At 39.5% G+C, this 17,683-nt stretch carries 17 protein-coding genes; 13 read left to right on the top strand and 4 right to left on the bottom strand.

The window, feature by feature from the left end; genetic code table 11:
* Positions 1 to 2 precede the first annotated feature (2 nt).
* From tsaE to LKE05_RS10780, 5 genes are all read left to right on the top strand, one after another.
* Positions 3 to 437, top strand: coding sequence for a tRNA (adenosine(37)-N6)-threonylcarbamoyltransferase complex ATPase subunit type 1 TsaE (tsaE, locus tag LKE05_RS10800; protein WP_308456863.1), 435 nt, complete (start codon positions 3 to 5; stop codon positions 435 to 437).
* Positions 434 to 1,150: a tRNA (adenosine(37)-N6)-threonylcarbamoyltransferase complex dimerization subunit type 1 TsaB gene (tsaB, locus tag LKE05_RS10795; protein WP_308456862.1), complete on the top strand. Its 717-nt coding sequence runs from the start codon at positions 434 to 436 to the stop codon at positions 1,148 to 1,150. The genes tsaE and tsaB overlap by 4 nt, the downstream gene beginning before the upstream one ends.
* Complete coding sequence (rpiB, locus tag LKE05_RS10790; RefSeq protein ID WP_118445714.1) at positions 1,147 to 1,584, top strand: ribose 5-phosphate isomerase B; 438 nt, start codon at positions 1,147 to 1,149, stop codon at positions 1,582 to 1,584. Before tsaB ends, rpiB begins: the two co-directional genes overlap by 4 nt.
* Before the next feature lie 629 nt (positions 1,585 to 2,213).
* Positions 2,214 to 2,543: a helix-turn-helix domain-containing protein gene (locus LKE05_RS10785; RefSeq protein WP_308456861.1), complete on the top strand. Its 330-nt coding sequence runs from the start codon at positions 2,214 to 2,216 to the stop codon at positions 2,541 to 2,543.
* Between the two features lie 117 nt (positions 2,544 to 2,660).
* Entirely contained in the window at positions 2,661 to 4,019 is a 1,359-nt protein-coding gene (locus LKE05_RS10780; protein WP_308456860.1) for a CCA tRNA nucleotidyltransferase, read from the top strand.
* A 247-nt stretch (positions 4,020 to 4,266) separates the two neighbouring features.
* Here LKE05_RS10780 and LKE05_RS10775 read toward each other — a convergent pair whose 3' ends face one another.
* Genes LKE05_RS10775 through LKE05_RS10765 form a run of 3 tightly spaced genes read right to left on the bottom strand, consistent with a single transcriptional unit; the run spans position 4,267 to position 6,641 of the window.
* Positions 4,267 to 4,983 carry a DUF2161 family putative PD-(D/E)XK-type phosphodiesterase gene (locus LKE05_RS10775; protein ID WP_308456859.1) on the bottom strand — a complete coding sequence of 239 codons (717 nt, stop codon included), beginning with the start codon at positions 4,981 to 4,983 and terminating at the stop codon, positions 4,267 to 4,269.
* Positions 4,980 to 5,798 (bottom strand): polysaccharide deacetylase family protein, encoded by an 819-nt coding sequence (locus LKE05_RS10770; RefSeq protein ID WP_117967052.1) that lies wholly within the window; start codon positions 5,796 to 5,798, stop codon positions 4,980 to 4,982. The genes LKE05_RS10775 and LKE05_RS10770 overlap by 4 nt, the downstream gene beginning before the upstream one ends.
* 3 nt (positions 5,799 to 5,801) lie before the next feature.
* A complete protein-coding gene (locus tag LKE05_RS10765) occupies positions 5,802 to 6,641 on the bottom strand; it encodes a metallophosphoesterase (RefSeq protein ID WP_308456858.1) in 840 nt (279 codons plus the stop codon).
* A gap of 129 nt (positions 6,642 to 6,770) precedes the next feature.
* Here LKE05_RS10765 and LKE05_RS10760 point away from each other — a divergent pair, with 129 nt between their 5' ends.
* The 6 genes from LKE05_RS10760 (at position 6,771) to miaA (ending at position 14,625) form a co-directional block, all read left to right on the top strand.
* Positions 6,771 to 7,067: a Dabb family protein gene (locus tag LKE05_RS10760; protein WP_022230629.1), complete on the top strand. Its 297-nt coding sequence runs from the start codon at positions 6,771 to 6,773 to the stop codon at positions 7,065 to 7,067.
* A gap of 135 nt (positions 7,068 to 7,202) precedes the next feature.
* On the top strand, positions 7,203 to 8,549 hold the full coding sequence (miaB, locus tag LKE05_RS10755) for a tRNA (N6-isopentenyl adenosine(37)-C2)-methylthiotransferase MiaB (RefSeq protein WP_482489569.1): 1,347 nt from the start codon (positions 7,203 to 7,205) through the stop codon (positions 8,547 to 8,549).
* Between the two features lie 17 nt (positions 8,550 to 8,566).
* A complete protein-coding gene (locus tag LKE05_RS10750) occupies positions 8,567 to 8,947 on the top strand; it encodes a YlbF/YmcA family competence regulator (RefSeq protein WP_022230627.1) in 381 nt (126 codons plus the stop codon).
* 37 nt (positions 8,948 to 8,984) lie between these two features.
* Complete coding sequence (mutS, locus tag LKE05_RS10745; protein ID WP_308456857.1) at positions 8,985 to 11,585, top strand: DNA mismatch repair protein MutS; 2,601 nt, start codon at positions 8,985 to 8,987, stop codon at positions 11,583 to 11,585.
* Positions 11,586 to 11,621: 36 nt separating this feature from the next.
* Positions 11,622 to 13,709 (top strand): DNA mismatch repair endonuclease MutL, encoded by a 2,088-nt coding sequence (gene mutL, locus LKE05_RS10740; RefSeq protein WP_308456856.1) that lies wholly within the window; start codon positions 11,622 to 11,624, stop codon positions 13,707 to 13,709.
* Positions 13,702 to 14,625, top strand: coding sequence for a tRNA (adenosine(37)-N6)-dimethylallyltransferase MiaA (gene miaA, locus LKE05_RS10735; protein WP_308456855.1), 924 nt, complete (start codon positions 13,702 to 13,704; stop codon positions 14,623 to 14,625). Before mutL ends, miaA begins: the two co-directional genes overlap by 8 nt.
* Before the next feature lie 52 nt (positions 14,626 to 14,677).
* Here miaA and LKE05_RS10730 read toward each other — a convergent pair whose 3' ends face one another.
* Positions 14,678 to 16,384 carry a D-alanyl-D-alanine carboxypeptidase family protein gene (locus LKE05_RS10730; RefSeq protein WP_022230623.1) on the bottom strand — a complete coding sequence of 569 codons (1,707 nt, stop codon included), beginning with the start codon at positions 16,382 to 16,384 and terminating at the stop codon, positions 14,678 to 14,680.
* Positions 16,385 to 16,564: 180 nt separating this feature from the next.
* Between LKE05_RS10730 and LKE05_RS10725 the strand changes: the two genes are divergently transcribed.
* Positions 16,565 to 16,930: a ComEA family DNA-binding protein gene (locus LKE05_RS10725; RefSeq protein ID WP_022230622.1), complete on the top strand. Its 366-nt coding sequence runs from the start codon at positions 16,565 to 16,567 to the stop codon at positions 16,928 to 16,930.
* 52 nt (positions 16,931 to 16,982) lie between these two features.
* A complete protein-coding gene (locus LKE05_RS10720) occupies positions 16,983 to 17,666 on the top strand; it encodes a response regulator transcription factor (protein WP_117967026.1) in 684 nt (227 codons plus the stop codon).
* Positions 17,667 to 17,683: the final 17 nt, after the last annotated feature.

Raw genomic sequence — 17,683 nt, 5'->3', positions numbered from 1 at the left:
TTATGGAATTTGAGTCAAACAGTTATGAAGAAACACAAAAATTTGCCGAGAAGTTTTCAAAAACTTTAAAGGCAGGTGACGTACTTTGTATGTACGGTGATTTGGGTGTCGGCAAAACAGCATTCGTGCAGGGACTTGCAAAGGGACTCGGAATTGATGTGCCTATCACAAGTCCGACTTTTACGATTGTGAATGAATACAGCGGCAGACTTCCTTTGTATCATTTTGATGTGTACCGCATAGCAGACAGTGATGAAATGTATGAAATCGGCTATGAAGAATATGTTTACGGCGATGGTGTAAGCGTTATCGAATGGCCGCAGCTTATTGACGACATACTTCCCGAAAACCGATATGACGTTACTATATCGAAGGATTACAGTCGTCACGATAATTACAGAAAAATCGAAATTCAAAAAACGGAGGCAGAAAAATGAGAGTTCTTGCAATAGATACCTCGTCCAATGTCGCTACTGTTGCGGTTATGGAAGATGAGCTTTTGCTTGGTGAGTATATTTTAAATCATAAAAAAACTCATTCGCAGAAGATTATGACAATGATAGAACAGATTTTGTCGGAGCTTGAATTGACCGTTCAGGATATTGACATATTTGCGGCGGCTATCGGACCGGGTTCGTTTACAGGACTTCGTATAGGCGTTGCAACTGTCAAGGCACTTGCACACGCAACGGGCAAACCTGTGGTGAGCGTCGGAACACTTGAGGCACTTGCATATAACGTGCCGTATGCGGAGCATATAATTGTGCCGATAATGGACGCAAGACGTGACAATGTGTTTACAGCAAGCTATATTTGGGACGAGGGTTTTAAGGAAATCGGAGAGCCTGAGGCAATCAGCATTGATGAATGCCTTGAAAGCTGCGGTGAATTTCTTGATACTATATTTGTCGGTGACGGTGTTAAGGTGTATAGGGAATACATTAAAGAAAAACTTGGTGACAAGGCGATATTCCCGCCTGCAAATGCATTAAATTCAAGAGCGTCATCGGTTGCGGCACTTGCACTTGATAAGGCAAAACGCGGTGAAACGCAATCGTATCTTGAAATGAAACCGTATTATATAAGAAAATCTCAAGCCGAAAGAGAGCTTGAAGAAAGAGAAAACAAAGAAAAAGGAGAAAGTAAATGATAGCAATAGGCAGTGACCACGGCGGTTTTGAACTAAAAGGACATATAATCGAACATTTAAAGGAAAAGGGTATTGAGGTTAAAGACTTCGGAACATACAGTGAGGCAAGTGTTGATTATCCCGACTGTGCAAAGCCTGTATGCAAGGCTGTTCTTGACGGTGAATGTGAATGCGGTATACTTATCTGCGGTACAGGTATAGGAATATCAATGGCGGCAAATAAGTTTAAGGGTATAAGAGCGGCACTTTGCGGTGATGTGTTCAGTGCGAAAATGTCAAAGGAACATAATAACGCAAATATTATTTGTATGGGCGGTCGTGTTTTGGGCAGAGAGCTTGCAAATATGATTGTTGACACTTATCTTGAAGCGGAATTTCAAGGCGGCAGACATGCCGACAGAATTAAAAAAATTCACGAAATAGAAACTATGTAATTAAAGACAGATTGTCTGCAAAGCCGTTACGGTTTTGCAGAGCGGTTCATAAAAGAAAAAACATTCAGTCAAATGCTGTAATTGGGGAAGCGTAATGACTGAATGTTTTTTGTTGATAAATAATTACCAACTGAAAAGAGTATAACATAAATCAATATATTAGTCAACCGTTATTTTAATAAATTAAACTGTTTCTTGATTATAATTTAAACTATTAGTTGATAAAATACAATTAGTATTTTATCTCAGAGGGCGATAAATTGTCCGCAAAGTGCATAGGCTTGCCGCAGAGTGTCGACAAATTGTCTGGAACGTGCAAAATGTTATTTTAATATTTTTAATTTTTTAGCTATAATAAATAAACAGTCAAGCCTATTTTTAATATACGGCTTGCCTGTGCACTTTTTGTGAAAATAAACTCTACCGTACCCATGTACGCTGACGAGTTCATTTTCGCAAAATCCAAACTAATTTCTCGACCTCTGCCTATGCACTTTTTGTGAAAATAAACTCTACCGTACCCACGTACGCCGACGAGTCCATTTTCGCAAAATCCGAACTGATTTCTCGACCTCTGTCAGCGTATGGCACGCTAAGATAAAATACAGTATTTTATCTGGAGTGGTAATATGAATAAGAAATTGTTTGAGGATATAGGAAAGAGAGTTAAAAAGAGAAGAATTGAGCTTGGGTATACGCAGGAGTATTTGGCTGAAAAAATGGACGTCAGTATACAGATGATTTCAGGAACGGAATCCGGCAAGAAAGCTTTAAAACTTGAAAACTTTATAAAATTTTGTGAAATTCTCGAAACTACTCCCGACTATTTGATAAAAGGACGTGATCCTGCATCAATATTGATTGAAGAAATGGAACAGTTGACAGATACACAGATTGAAAGAATAAATGCGGTGATAAAGCAGTGTATCGAGATGTGCAAAGAACAAAATGAGCAATAGGAGATAATTGCAATCAGAATATTAAATTCAATTTACATTATATACAAAACTATTGACATATATCGAGTATAAGATTTATAATTTTTACAGAGAATAAGGGGTAAAAAGGGGAAAATTATGGAGTTTATACTGCCTGACAGCGTTATGAATATTTTAAGTCGCCTGGAAACAGACGGCTTTTCTGCGTTTGTGGCAGGCGGTGCGGTGCGTGATACGATTATGGGCAAAACTCCGCATGATTACGACATTGCAACGAGTGCAAGACCTGAAGAAGTGAAAAAACTTTTCCGCCGTACGATTGATACGGGTATAAAGCACGGTACGATTACGGTTGTTCACAACAAGACAGGTTATGAAGTTACCACGTTCAGAACTGACGGTGAATACAGTGACGGCAGACATCCGCAGAGTGTATGTTTTGTCGATGATGCAAGGGAAGATTGTGCAAGACGCGATTTTACCATAAATGCGATGATGTATTTGCCGAAAACGGGTATAATTGATTATTTCGGCGGTCAGCATGATATTGAAAATAAGATAATCAGATGTGTAGGTAATCCCGAAAAACGATTTAAAGAGGACGCACTTAGAATGTTAAGAGCGATACGTTTCAGTGCGGTGCTTTCGTTCAGAATTGAGGACGAAACATGGAAAGCAATAAAAAAATGTGCGGTGCTTATAAAAAAAGTCAGTCATGAAAGAATTTTGGAGGAAGTGAATAAAATGCTTCTTTCAGAAAATCCCGACTATATTCGGAAATTGCACGAGTGCGGACTGCTGCAATATATAATGCCGGAACTTGAAAGATGTTTCGGTGAACCGCAGAGAAACAAGTATCATATTTATGATGTCGGTGAACATATTATGCACACCGTTAAGTGTACGCCGAATGATTTGGTATTGAGATGGGCGGCACTTATGCACGATATTGGCAAGCCGTGTTGTTCGAGTACGGACCAAAACGGTATAATTCATTTTTACGGACATCACAGAGAAAGCTGTAAAATTGCGGTTGACCTTATGCACAGATTGCGTATGGATAACGACACAATTCGTGAAGTTTCGATACTTGTTGAAAATCATGATGTAAGAGTTGAGCCGTCGTTGCCTGCTGTTAAGCGAATGATGGCAAGAACGGGTGAGGTGCTTTTTGAAAAACTTTTGATACTGCAAACGGCGGACAATATGGCGAAAAATCTTGAGCATTTCCCCGAAAAGAAAAACAGAATAGACGCGTCAATGCAGATTTATAAGCAGATTTTGGCTGAAAGACAGCCGTATCTTGTTTCGCATCTTGCGGTAAACGGCAAGGACCTTATACGTCTTGGCTACCGCCCCGGCAGAGAAATCGGCGATGTGCTGAGAAAGTTGATAGACGAGGTTATCATAGATGCGAACCTTAACAACAGAGATTATCTTTTAAAAGAAGCAAGAATATTAAAGAAAAGCAATTCAAAAAACGGCTCACAAAGGTGAGCCGTTCAGCGTGTAGACAAAAGTGTCTACACGCTGGCAGAGGTCGAGAAATCAGTTCGGATTTTGCGAAAATGAACTTGTCGGCGTACGGTTGTACGCTAGAGTTTATTTTCACAAAAAGTGCACAGGCAAGCCGTATATCGAAGATAGGCTTGCCTGTTGCTTTTTATAGCTATAAATTAAACTTTAAAATATAAAAATATAATATATTGCACGTTCCGGACAATTTGTCGACAGTCTGAACGGCTCACAAAGGTGAGCCGTTTTCTGTATTCTCTTGTAAAAGTTCGGTATAGTATTTTTCAAGTTCGGGATATTCCAAAAGTCCTTTGCGTCCTTCTGTCGTTATACCGTAGACTCCTTTTTTGACGTTATAAAACCAACCGTAAACATTCATTCTTAGAATATTATACGCACGGTCAATACCGCTGATTTCCTTTATGCGTTTCGGCGACAAATCGCCGTACATATCAAGGATACACGCGATATGTATACATTGTTCGGTGTAAGCGGTTATGATTTTGGTGTTCGTCACACCGCCTGTGTTTGTGTCAATCGTTCTGCCGTTGATTTCTGTGAGAATTTCACGCCTTTTTCGATAGTCGCGTGTTGTCGGTTTAAATTCGGTCGGCTCAAATACGATTTCCGCAAATGAATGACTGCCGCGAACTGAAACGAATATAAGTCCGAGTTCAAGTTTTTTTATCACCGCAAATGTGTTGCGGAATTTTTTCAGTGAATATTTTTTCGGCTTGGGTACGGCGATATATACGTCTGCACCTGTTTTGAGCCTTTTCAGACCTTGTGCCAAAAGTGTTACGGATAAATTTTTCTTTAACTCTATAATAATAAATTCGTCGTCTTTCGTTGCGGTAACGTCACAGTCACGCACCTCTGCATTGACTTTGTATCCGCGTTTTACGAATAAATCACGTACAGGAGGAAAAAGTTCTTTTTCCGTCATATTTCTTTAAGTTCTCCCGGTTTGATTTCGTAATGTTGACCGTCAACTTCAATCCATACAGATATTGCGTTAGGATTGTAAACTCTGTCTCCCTTAGCGGTGTATTTAAGATTTTTTGCGGCATTCATATAGTCAACGATTTCAATATTTGTAGCGTACCATATATCGTCACGTCCACCGATAAATTTACAGAAACCTTCGATTAAATCCCAGCTGTTGTCGCGGTCAAATTCATAACTGTGTCCCCAAACGTACATCATATAAAGATATTGTGTCTTATGTAGGTCGGCAAAACGTTCTGCATTCTGCATAAGGTTGTGACCGTGGTGACAGGTAGATTTCCATTCAAGAAAATTGTCGGGAAATGCAAAATCGTCCGTACTTCCGACAACACGACTGTATTCTATGCCGCAGGCAGGAAGAAGATTGATAATATCCTTGCTGTATGAGCCGTTAGGGTAGCTAAGACCTCTTACGGGATAGCCGACTGCGTCCTCAAGTGCTTTTCTGTCCTCAATTACTTGCTGAACAACTTGGTCAAGCGGACAACGTTCAATAGTTGGGTGAGTGCTTGTATGGCACGATACTTCGTGACCTTTGTAAAGTTCCTTGACTTCCGAAAGCTGTATTCTGTCCTCATCAACAGGCATAATACCTGTGTTAAGGTGGAATGTACCCTTGATACCGTATTTGTTGAAAATCTCGATAAGCTTTCTGTCGAAAATCTTACCGTCATCGTAACTCATTGTAAGTACCTTGTGTTTTCCTTGCGGGAAACAAGTGTAAATTGTTTTGAAAGGTCTTTTGTTTTCCATTTTTTATATCTCCTTTTTGTGTTTTAATGTAATGACCGTTATTTCAGGTCGGTTAAACAATCTCGGCAAAAGCATAGGGTTGCCTATACCTCTGTTTACAATCATATCGGTGTGCGGTGCGTGGTAATGCCCGGCAAAGTATTTCGGAAAGAACATTGACGATTTACTGCCCCAGCTTGATTTAGGTGCAACGACACCTCTGCCTTTCGGTATTCTGAATTGCCCGCCGTGCATATGACCTGCAAGAATTAGGTTGAAACCGCGGTATTTTAATCTGTCGAATAAATTCGCACGGTGAAAAAGCAGTATGTCATATCCGTTGTAACGTGGCAGTTTCGCAAGTGAATTTTCGATATTTTCGGCGATTTTGACACTGTTTAAAGCAAACGGATCGTCAATTCCCGAAAGTGAAATTTCGCTTTCGTTACGCTTTAAAATGACACGCTCGTCATGCAATGTTTTAACGCCGACTTCGGTAAGTTCTCGCTCAAATTCATCGTAGTCACTTCGCCATAAATCGTGATTGCCCGTTACCGCATAAACGGGTGCAATGTCGATAAGATGTTTGCATAGACGTACTCCGGGTGTGTATGAGCCTGTGTCGTGAACAAGGTCACCTGTCGAAACTATAATGTCGGGCGATTCGTGTTCGATTTCCTCAATCAGCCCCGGTACGCTGTCTGCATGGTAATCTGAAATTTGTAAAATTTTATATCCGTCAAATCCTTCGGGGATTTTCGGTGACGATATATCGTAATGTGTAACTTCAATTCTGTTGTCCAAACCTTTGACGGCAAATAATATTCCGCCCGTAAGCGCTGCTGTTTTTAAAAGCTTTTTCACAATAATCTGTCCTTTCAGATATTTATGGGTTTATTATACCACTATTTTTTAATAAAAACCACATATTTTATTGAAAAAATTAAAATAAGATGATATAATAAATGTATATGTATTTAGGAGGAATTTAACGTGGTTAAGCATATAGTAATGTGGAGAATGGCAGAGAGTGAAGACAAAGAGCAGAGAGCAAAGGATATAAAGGAAAATCTTGAGGCTTTAAAGGGTAAAATAGATGTTTTGGTAAACATTGAAGTCGGACTTAATTTCAACGATACAGACGCCGCGTCAGATGTAGTACTTGTATCGGAGTTTGAAACAAAAGAGGATTTAAACACTTACCAAAATCACCCTGAACACAAAGCTGTCGGTGCAACGTATGTGCGTCCGTATGTAGCGGAAAGACGTGTTTGCGATTATGAATTTTAAGTTGTAATTACAATTTAAATGTGATATAATTAACTTTACTTTTGAAGTATAGGAGAAATGTAAATGGCAAAGCTTATAACTAAGGAGCAGATGGCGGAGCAAGAAAGCTATATAATGAAACTCAAAGAAGAAAATATGCGTTATGCTGCTCAAAACGGACACGCAAAATTAGCGCTTACCGAAACATACGGTTGTCAGCAGAATGAAAACGACACCGAACGTATAAGAGGTATGCTAAGACAGGCGGGGTTTGATTTTACGGACGACAGCAACAAAGCTGATGTTGTTATATATAATACTTGTGCGGTGCGTGAAAATGCGGAGCAAAAGGTTTTCGGCAGACTCGGTATTTTAAAGCACATCAAAGAAGAAAGAAAAGATATGGTTATCGGTGTATGCGGTTGTATGGTACAACAGGAGCATATTACCGAGAAAATCAAAAAAGTACACGAACATGTTGACCTTGTTTTCGGAACACACGCACTTTACAAAATGCCGGAGCTTTTATACAGAGCAATTCACGAAAAGAAAACAGTTGTCGATATTGACAGCAGTGACGGTGCAATCGCAGAGGATATTCCTATTATGCGTGACGATGATAAAAAAGCATGGGTATCTGTAATGTACGGCTGCAACAATTTCTGCTCATACTGTATTGTACCGTATGTACGCGGACGTGAAAGAAGCCGTACACCTGAGGCGGTTATAGCTGAAGTTAAGGAACTTGTGGCAAGAGGTTGCAGTGAAATTGCACTTTTAGGACAGAATGTAAATTCATACGGCAAAGACCTTGACACAGATGTTGACTTTGCAGACCTTATTCGTATGGTAAATGACATTGAGGGCGTTGAACGTATCAGATTTATGACATCACACCCAAAGGATTTGAGCGATAAACTTATTGATGCGATTGCGGAATGTGACAAGGTTTGTAAACAACTTCATCTTCCTGTTCAAGCAGGTTCAAACAAGATTTTGAAAGAAATGAACAGAAAGTACACAAAAGAAGATTATCTTGCAAAGATTGAAAAGGTTAAAAAGAGAATACCGAACATTTCTCTTTCAACCGATATTATAGTCGGTTTTCCAACGGAAACAAAGGAAGATTTTGAGGAAACACTTGACGTACTTCGTAAGGTTGAGTATGATAACATATTCTCATTTATATATTCAAGACGTGAGGGAACTCCTGCGGCAAAGCTTGATTTTGTACTTACAGACGAAGAAATACACGAGAATTTCAACAAGCTTTTGGAAGTACAGAATGAAATTTCAAAACGCAAAAATGAGGCGTATGTAGGACGGGTTGAAAAGGTGCTTGTCGACGGTGTAAGCAAGAATGACGAAACAACACTTTCGGGCCGTTGTGACAGTTCAAAGATAGTAAACTTTAAGGGCGATAAATCGCTTATAGGAAAATATATAGACGTAAGAATTACCGAGGCACACACATGGAGCCTTAACGGTGAGATTGCAGAATAAGAAAGGAATTTAATAATATGAACGAAATAATCGAAAAGACAAGAGAACTTGGAGAACTTATCCAAAATTCAGAAGAAATGAAAAATGCAAAGAATGCCGAGATTTTACAAGAAAATGATGACGAGGCACAGGCACTTTTAAAGGAATTCAACTTGCAGAGAATGAACCTTGCACGCGATATGCAAAACAACAAGATTTCGCGTGAAGAAGCTATACAGAAGAATAATGAAGCATTTGAAGAAATGCTTGAAAAATCGGAATCAATAAAGAAGTACATTGATGCAAAGAAAGAATTTGACGCAATGGTTAATCAAGTTAATCAAATGCTGAATTTCTACATCACAGGACAAGATCCAAACTGTACGCATGATTGCAGCACTTGCGGCGGCTGTCACTAATTTATACACAAATCTAAAGACAAGGAGATAAAGCGGAATGGCAAAAGAGCAGATGACGCCGATGATGACTCAATATCTGAAAACAAAGGAGGAATACGAGGACTGTATATTATTTTACAGATTGGGTGATTTCTATGAAATGTTTTTTGATGATGCCATAAAAGCTTCAAAGGAGCTTGAAATAACGCTTACAGGTAAAGACTGCGGACTTTCGGAACGCGCACCAATGTGTGGCGTTCCTTTTCACAGTGCGTCGGTTTATATTGCAAAGCTGATTGAAAAGGGGTATAAGGTTGCTATATGCGAACAGGTTGAGGACCCTAAAACCGCTAAAGGTATTGTAAAACGTGAGGTTATTCGTGTAGTGACGCCGGGTACGGTTGTTGATGAGGAGTTGCTTGACGAAAAGAATAATAATTATCTTGCGGTTATATACAGTCAGCGTGACAAATACGGATTTGCGGTTTCGGATATTTCAACGGGTGAGATTTATACAACCGAAATTAGCGGAGCGGACGAGGCACTAAACGAAATAGCGAGATATGAGCCGAAAGAAATACTCTTAAATTCGGACGCGGCGGAAAAATTATCTGCACAGGTTGAGTTGAGATTTCATATAACTCCCGACGAATGTACGGACGATTTCTTTGAAAATTCGGAATTTGAAAAGAATATCCTGCAGCAGTTCGGTAAAAATTCCTTGTCGGAAATAGCACTTGACACAAAACCTTATGCGGTTCGTGCGGTCGGTGCTATGATTGCGTATTTGGAACATACGCAAAAAACAAGTCTTACATATTTAAACACGATTAATACATACGAAGTTAATCAGTATATGGATATTGACGTGAATACAAGACGTAACCTTGAAATAACCGAAACAATGCGTGACAAGGTTAAAAGAGGTTCGCTTTTGTGGGTGCTTGACAATACAGAAACGTCAATGGGTGCAAGACTTTTAAAACAGTGGATTGAAAAGCCGCTTATCAATCCTATTGAGATAAACAAGAGATTGTATTCGGTAAAGGAGCTTACGGAGAATATAATGCTCCGCGACGACCTTTCGGCAGTGCTTTCCGGAACGTATGATATATCAAGAATAATCAGCCGTATTTCGCTTGGCACTGTTACACCGAAAGATTTAATTGCACTTAAAATGACGCTTTTACAGTTACCTGAACTTGAGTACACTTTAAGCAACGTCAAGTCACCGATGCTTGGTGATATGCGTAAAAATTTTGATTTGCTTGAAGATGTGTGCGATTTGCTTGAAAGAGCGATAAATGACGAACCGCCGGCACTTTTGCGTGACGGCAATGTTATAAAAGAGGGCTTTAATGAGGAAATCGACAATTTGCGTATTGCAATGCGTGACGGTAAAAAGTGGCTTGCGGCACTTGAAAATGAAGAACGTGAATCAACGGGCATAAGCAAGCTGAAAGTCGGCTATAACAAGGTTTTCGGTTACTATATAGAGATTACAAAATCGGCGATAAAAGACGTACCCGATTATTATATAAGAAAGCAAACGCTTGCAAACTGTGAAAGATACATTACTCCGAAACTAAAGGAAATCGAAAACACAATTCTCGGTGCATCGGAAAAAATCGTGACGCTTGAAAGCTATGTTTTTGAACAGGTCAGAACAAGCGTGAGTGAGGAAATCGAGCGTTTGAAAAATGCGGCACATATTATCGCAACGACTGACGTACTTTTGTCGCTGGCACAGACTGCATACAAAAACAACTTTACCATGCCCGAAATATCGGATAACGGCAAAATCGAAATTACGGACGGACGACACCCTGTTGTTGAGAAAATGTCAAAAAATTCGATGTTTGTACCGAATGACACTCTTTTGAATAACGATGACGACCGAATGATTATTATAACAGGTCCGAATATGGCAGGTAAGTCAACGTATATGCGACAGGTTGCACTTATAACTCTTATGGCACAAATCGGAAGTTTTGTTCCTGCAAAGTCGGCTAAAATCGGTATTGTGGACAAGATTTTTACAAGAGTCGGTGCGTCTGACGATATTTCGTCGGGACAGAGTACGTTTATGCTTGAAATGACGGAAGTAAGTCACATTTTGAAGAATGCAACGTCAAAATCGCTTATTATTCTTGATGAAATCGGACGCGGTACAAGCACATTTGACGGATTGTCGATAGCTTGGGCGGTTGTTGAGTACATACAAAATAAGCACAAAATCGGCGCAAAGACGCTTTTTGCAACGCACTATCATGAGCTTACCGAACTTGAGGAAGAACTTGACGGTGTTAAAAATTACAGAATTGCCGTAAAAAAACGTGGTGACGATATTACGTTTTTGCGTAAAATCGTCAGAGGCGGAGCGGACGACAGTTACGGTATTGAAGTTGCGGCACTTGCAGGTGTTCCGAAAGAGGTAATCAACGGTGCAAAGAAGATTTTGAAAAAGATTGAGAATGATGAAATCGTTGTAGAACATACGGCGAAAAAACACGAGGATACAACGAATCAAATCGGTTTCGGTGACAGTATAGCAAACGAAATTGCAGACGAACTTAAAAATATGGATGTCACAACGTACACGCCGATTGAGGCGATGAACAAGCTTTACGAATTGGCAAACAGAGCGAAGGAAATATAAATGCTTGTGGCTGTTATCGAACACAAGTATTAGCGGTTGAAAGGATTTAAGATGGGAAAAATTCATGTACTGAGCAGTGAAGTTTCAAATAAAATAGCGGCGGGCGAAGTTGTTGAACGTCCGTCAAGCGTTATAAAGGAACTTGTTGAAAACAGCATAGATGCCGGTGCAACTCTGATAAGCGTGGAGATAAAAAAAGGCGGAAGCATATATATGCGCGTCAGCGACAACGGCAGCGGTATGTCGGAGGAGGATGCGAAAATATGCTTTTTACGCCATGCGACAAGTAAGGTGCAGACGAGCAGTGACCTTGACGCAATTTATACGCTTGGTTTCAGAGGTGAGGCACTTTCAAGTATAGGTGCTGTTGCCGAAGTTGAACTTTTTACAAAGCGACACGAGGATGAAACAGGCGTATGTGTAACGTGCAAAGGCGGAGAAATACTTTCTTCTGACGAGGCAGGTATTCCCGACGGTACATCGATACTTGTCGAAAATCTGTTTTTCAACACACCTGCAAGACGTAAATTCTTGAAAAAAGACGCAACTGAGGCAGGATACATAACGGACATAATGACGAGATTTATATTCGCACATCCCGAAATATCCTTTAAACTTATAATAGACAACAAAGAAAAATTGTTTTCACCGGGCGATAATTCACTTGAAAATTCGGTTTATACAGTTTACGGCAGAGATTATGCAAAGGGTACAATTCCCGTAGAATACGAATCGGACGGTATTAAAATTACAGGTCTTATCGGCAAGGGAACGCTTGCACGGCCTAAGCGAAATTATCAGAGCTTTTTTGTAAACAGAAGATACATAACAAGCAGAACAATAATCGCCGCACTTGAAAATGCCTATAAAAATCAGATTATGATAGGCAAATTCCCTATGGCGATACTTAATATAGAAATCAATCCGTCACTTATTGACATTAACGTTCACCCGACAAAACTTGAAGTGAAGTTTTCGGATGAAAAGGCGGTTTATAATGCGGTGTATTACGGTGTGAAAAACGCACTTTACGAAATACCGAATGTACCGAAAATCGAACGTACTTCGGAAGAATTTAAACGTGATACGCCAAAGGGACAGTTAAATCTGAGCGACTTTGCGGTCGCACTTCCAAAGACAATGACAAAACGTCCCGAAACAACCGCATATAATCCACGAGAAAATCATTTTCTGAAAAACAGTGGGGACACTAAAAATGATTTGGTTAGTGACAGTAAAACGGATAAAGTCGGGGACACTAAAACACAAAATGATTTTGTATCACTAAAACCCAATTTTATAAAACCAAGACAATCCGAAATTCCTTATACAAGAACTGTATCGCTTGAAACTCCGAAAGCGGAAACAAACGGAATACTTCCTAAAAAGGACGCGGTTAAAGCGGAAGAAGCCACAGTTGAAGAAATAAAGAATGAGGAAAGACCTGTTACTGAAACAGTAGGGGTTGAAACCGTTAAGGAAGAAAAACCGACGGAGCAAAATGTTGAAACCGAAGTTCCGAAACGCGAAGAAACTGTTTTTGCAGATGAATATTTTGAAATAGTCGGTCAGGTTTTTGATTCGTACATCATAGCCGAAAAGGGCGACGAAATGATGATTATAGACCAGCACGCGGCACACGAACGTTTGAAATATGAAGAATTGAAGAAAGATATTGCGTCAAAACAAGTTGTGTCACAAATGCTTATCGAACCTGTTATAGTAAATCTTACCGGCAGTGAGATGACTGCGTATCGTGACAATAAACAACTTTTTGATGATATAGGCTTTGAGTCGGAAGAATTCGGCGACGACGCGGTTATTGTACGAAGTGTTCCGGGTGAAGTTGAACTCGGTGAGGTTGAACCGCTTGTGCTTGAACTTGTCGCACAAGGCGAGGAAATGAGGAAAGAACTTATAACGGAAAAGAACGAAAGACTTTTATATACGATTGCGTGTAAATCGGCGGTTAAAGCGAATATGCGTATGAGTAAAATAGAAATGGAAACGCTTGTGAGAAATGTGTTAAGGCTTAAAAATATTAATACTTGCCCTCACGGCAGACCTATCATAGTAACAATGAGCAAAAAGGAACTTGAAAAGGAGTTTAAGAGAATTGTCTAAGATACCTCTTATTGTTGTTGTCGGACCGACCGCATCGGGAAAAACGGCACTTGCGATTGATATTGCAAATTATGGCGGCGGTGAAATCGTCAGTGCCGACAGTATGCAGATTTATAAATATATGGATATAGGCTCGGCAAAACCGACTGCGGAAGAAATGAGTCAAGCCGTTCATCATCTTATCGGTTTTCTTGAACCTGATGATGAGTTCAGTGTTGCGGATTATACCGAGCTTGCACATAAGACTATCGCCGATATTACCAGCCGCGGCAAAATTGCCGTAATGGCAGGCGGTACTGGACTTTATATAAATTCTGTTGTAAATGACGTTACATTCGGTGAGATTGACACTGATTACGAACTTCGTGAAAAACTGCAAAAGACGGCAGAGGAAAAAGGCAGTGAATATTTGCTTGAAATGCTTGCGGAATTTGATAAGGAGTCGGCTGAAAGACTGCACCCTAATAACGTCAGACGTATTATTCGTGCGATAGAGTTTTATAAAACGACAGGCAAACCGATTTCTAAACACCAAGAGGAAACAAAGCGAGTTGAAAGCCGATATAATCCGCTTATGATTTGTATTGATTGGGATAGGGACGTACTGTATGACAGAATAAACAGACGTGTCGATATTATGATAAAAAGCGGACTTTTGGAGGAAGTTAAAGGTCTTATGGATATGGGCTATACGAAGGAATTAAATTCAATGAAGGGTATAGGCTATAAAGAAATTATGGACTATTATGACGGTAAAATGAGCCTTGAAGATGCCGTAGAACTCATAAAGCAAAGCTCCCGCCGTTATGCCAAACGTCAGCTTACATGGTTCAGACGTGACGATAGGATACATTATGTAAGCAGTAAAAATCCTTTTGAAGAATCGAAAAAGTTAATTGATGAATTTTTGAAATAGATAGGTAAAATAAGTAATTTAAAAGAGGTGCGATTGCACCTCTTTTTGTGTTTTATCTTCTGTATCTTGAATTTGAACCTTTTGTTTCGCGGTCAATTCTTTCTGTTCTTGACGCGTTTCTGTTTGGGGTGCGTGTACCTGTTTCATTTTCCGATGATGAACGCTGTCTGTTTTTCTTTAACTGCTGAATACGTCTTTGTCTTTCACGTTTCTTCTTTTGATATCTTGCGTACATAATAAGAAGTATAAGAAGTATTGCCGGAATGAAGAAGAACGGACTTGTTATAACCTTTAACACAAGGTGGAATACGTGAAGAATATTATTTCTTTCAACATCATTTGTTGCGATAAGGTTAGCCGAACCGACTTCAATACCTTTATATGAATATGTCACTGTACCAAGTACGTCACCTTTTGTAATAGGTGCCTCTAATTTTTCGGGCATATCGATATTTGTTGTTATTTGCTCTGCATTGCCTTCACCGCTCGGAATAAGTGCTGACACGTCGTTTTCGACAGTTACAGCAACACGCATATCCTGTTTTGCCTCATAAACCTTTGAATCGGAAACTATATCTCCGACTGCCGCAAGCGGTTGATGTGTGTAATTATCAAAACCAAAATTGAACAAAGCCTTTGAATCAATATATGAATAAGCCTGTTCCTTTGTATCTACGTTTTTACAATTCATAACGATTGCAAGAAATTCGGTATCGTTATATGAAGCGGCTGATACAAGACAGTATCCGGCTTGTGAGGTGTGACCTGTTTTAATACCTATTGCCGGTGGGTAATAGTAGTAAGTCGAACGTGATGTTCCGAGGAACAGGTTTGTATTTACAAGAATACGCTCTGATGCATACTTATTTGTTGCCGGAATTTTGTATATAGGCATTTTTACAATTTCACGGAATTGATCGTTTTTCATTGCGTACTTTGAAAGTATTGCAAGGTCGCGAGCCGTTGTATAGTGGTTATCGTCATGTGAACCGCAAGGATTTACGAAGTGTGTGCCTGTCATTCCTAATTCCTGTGCCTTTTGATTCATCAAATCGACAAATGCGTCCAGTGAGCCTGCAATGTGAATTGCAATAACATTTGCCGCATCATTGGCACTGTATACAAGCATACCTTTTACAAGTTGGTCTAAAGTAAGTTCCTCGCCGGTAAGTATACCCATATGAGAATCTTCAAGAGTTATTGATTTCAGCGCGTCATATGTGGCGGTTACCGTATCGTCCATATTACCCATTTCAAGTGCAAGTATAGCTGTCATAATCTTTGTTGTACTTGCCGGGTAAACTCTTTCATCAAGGTTTTTGCTGTATAAAACTCGTCCCGACGCCATATCCATAAGAAGTGCGGACTGTGCATACTGCACGTTCGGAGGCGTAAGTGACGGATCTTCCATAGTTACGCCGTCCGGAAGTGAATTTGCGTTTTGCGATGTTGTATCTGTATCGCTTTGCGAAGTTGTATCAGATGTGCTTGATGTATCCGATGAAGTATCTGACGGTGTTTCGGTTGCGGATGTCGTTTCCGTATCGCTTGATGTATCTGTGCTTTCGGTTGCCTTTGGTGTTGATTTTACATCATTGCCGTCGGAAGTTACTGTTCTGGTTGTTCCGTCAGGTGAAGTCACGGTTGAAGTTGTGTTATCAGCAGTCGGCTCCGGAGTCGGTGCCGCAAAAGAAAATGATAGCGGCATAACCGTTATAAATGCCGCAAGCAGTAAAGAAATTAACCTTTTCTTTTTCATTATAGTATCATTGCCTCCATAAATCTATATTCTAATTTTAATACATTATATCTCAATTTACTATTATATCGAAATTCTAATTATATTGCAATAAAATTTTTTTTAAATTCATAAAAAAAGATGAAAAAATGAAAAATTTATGTTATACTATTAATATAACACATTTTCAGAGGTAGCAAAATGTTAGTTTTGAATAAAAAAACAAAAATATTCTTATACATAATCATTTTTGTATTGTTGGTTTTGGGCGGATTTGCCGTTGAACACTTTGAAAAAGACGCTTTTGTTATGGAAACCGTGGCAACGGAGGATTATATTCCGTATGAATCGGACACGAAAGAAGTCACCGACGGGAAAATCAATATCAATTCCGCAGATACAGAACAGCTTGTAAAGCTGAAAGGTATCGGAGAGAAAATGTCTGAAAGAATTATCAAATACAGACAGGAAAACGGTCCTTTTATGTCAATAGAGGAGATAATGAAGGTGTCGGGAATAAGTGAGAAGAAATTTGAGGATATTAAGGAATATATTTCGGTAGAATAAATCTGTTTTTTAATTAATATAAATATTACAGTGAGTTGAAAGGATGGGACAGATGAAAATATTAGTGGTAGATGACGAAAAACTTTTGGTGAAAGGTATAAAGTTTAACCTTGAGCAAGACGGTTATGCGGTAGTGACTGCATTTGACGGTGAGGAGGCTATTCGTCTTGCGCATGATGAAAGTATAGACTTGATTTTGCTTGATTTGATGTTGCCGAAAGTGGACGGATTTACCGTATGCCGTACGATAAGAAGTTTTTCAAATGTACCTATAATTATGGTTACGGCGAAAAGTGAAGATATAGATAAGATACTCGGACTTGAATACGGTGCGGACGATTATATAACCAAGCCTTTTAATATTCGTGAGGTTACGGCAAGAATTAAGGCGATTTTGCGCAGAGTAAATCCTGCACCGAAAGGCGAAAGGGACAAGCTTATCATATCGGGCGATATAACTTTGGACTATAATTTCAGACGTGTTGTGATAAACGATAAGGTTATTGAACTTACAAGCAAGGAATTTGACCTTTTGGAACTGTTTATGAGAAATCCGGGTAAGGTTTATACAAGAGAAAATCTTTTGGATATAGCGTGGGGATTTGATTATCCGGGTGATGTACGAACGGTTGACGTTCATATAAGAAGGCTTAGAGAAAAAATTGAGAAAAATCCTGCCGAGCCTTCATATATAAAGACAAAGTGGGGAGTTGGTTACTATTATAAGAAGGATTAAGGAAAAGATTAAAAACA

Origin of the sequence: Hominilimicola fabiformis (genome assembly GCF_020687385.1) — a bacterium.
GTDB classification, from domain to species: domain Bacteria; phylum Bacillota; class Clostridia; order UBA1381; family UBA1381; genus Hominilimicola; species Hominilimicola fabiformis.
This window is presented reverse-complemented; position numbering and strand designations above follow the sequence as displayed.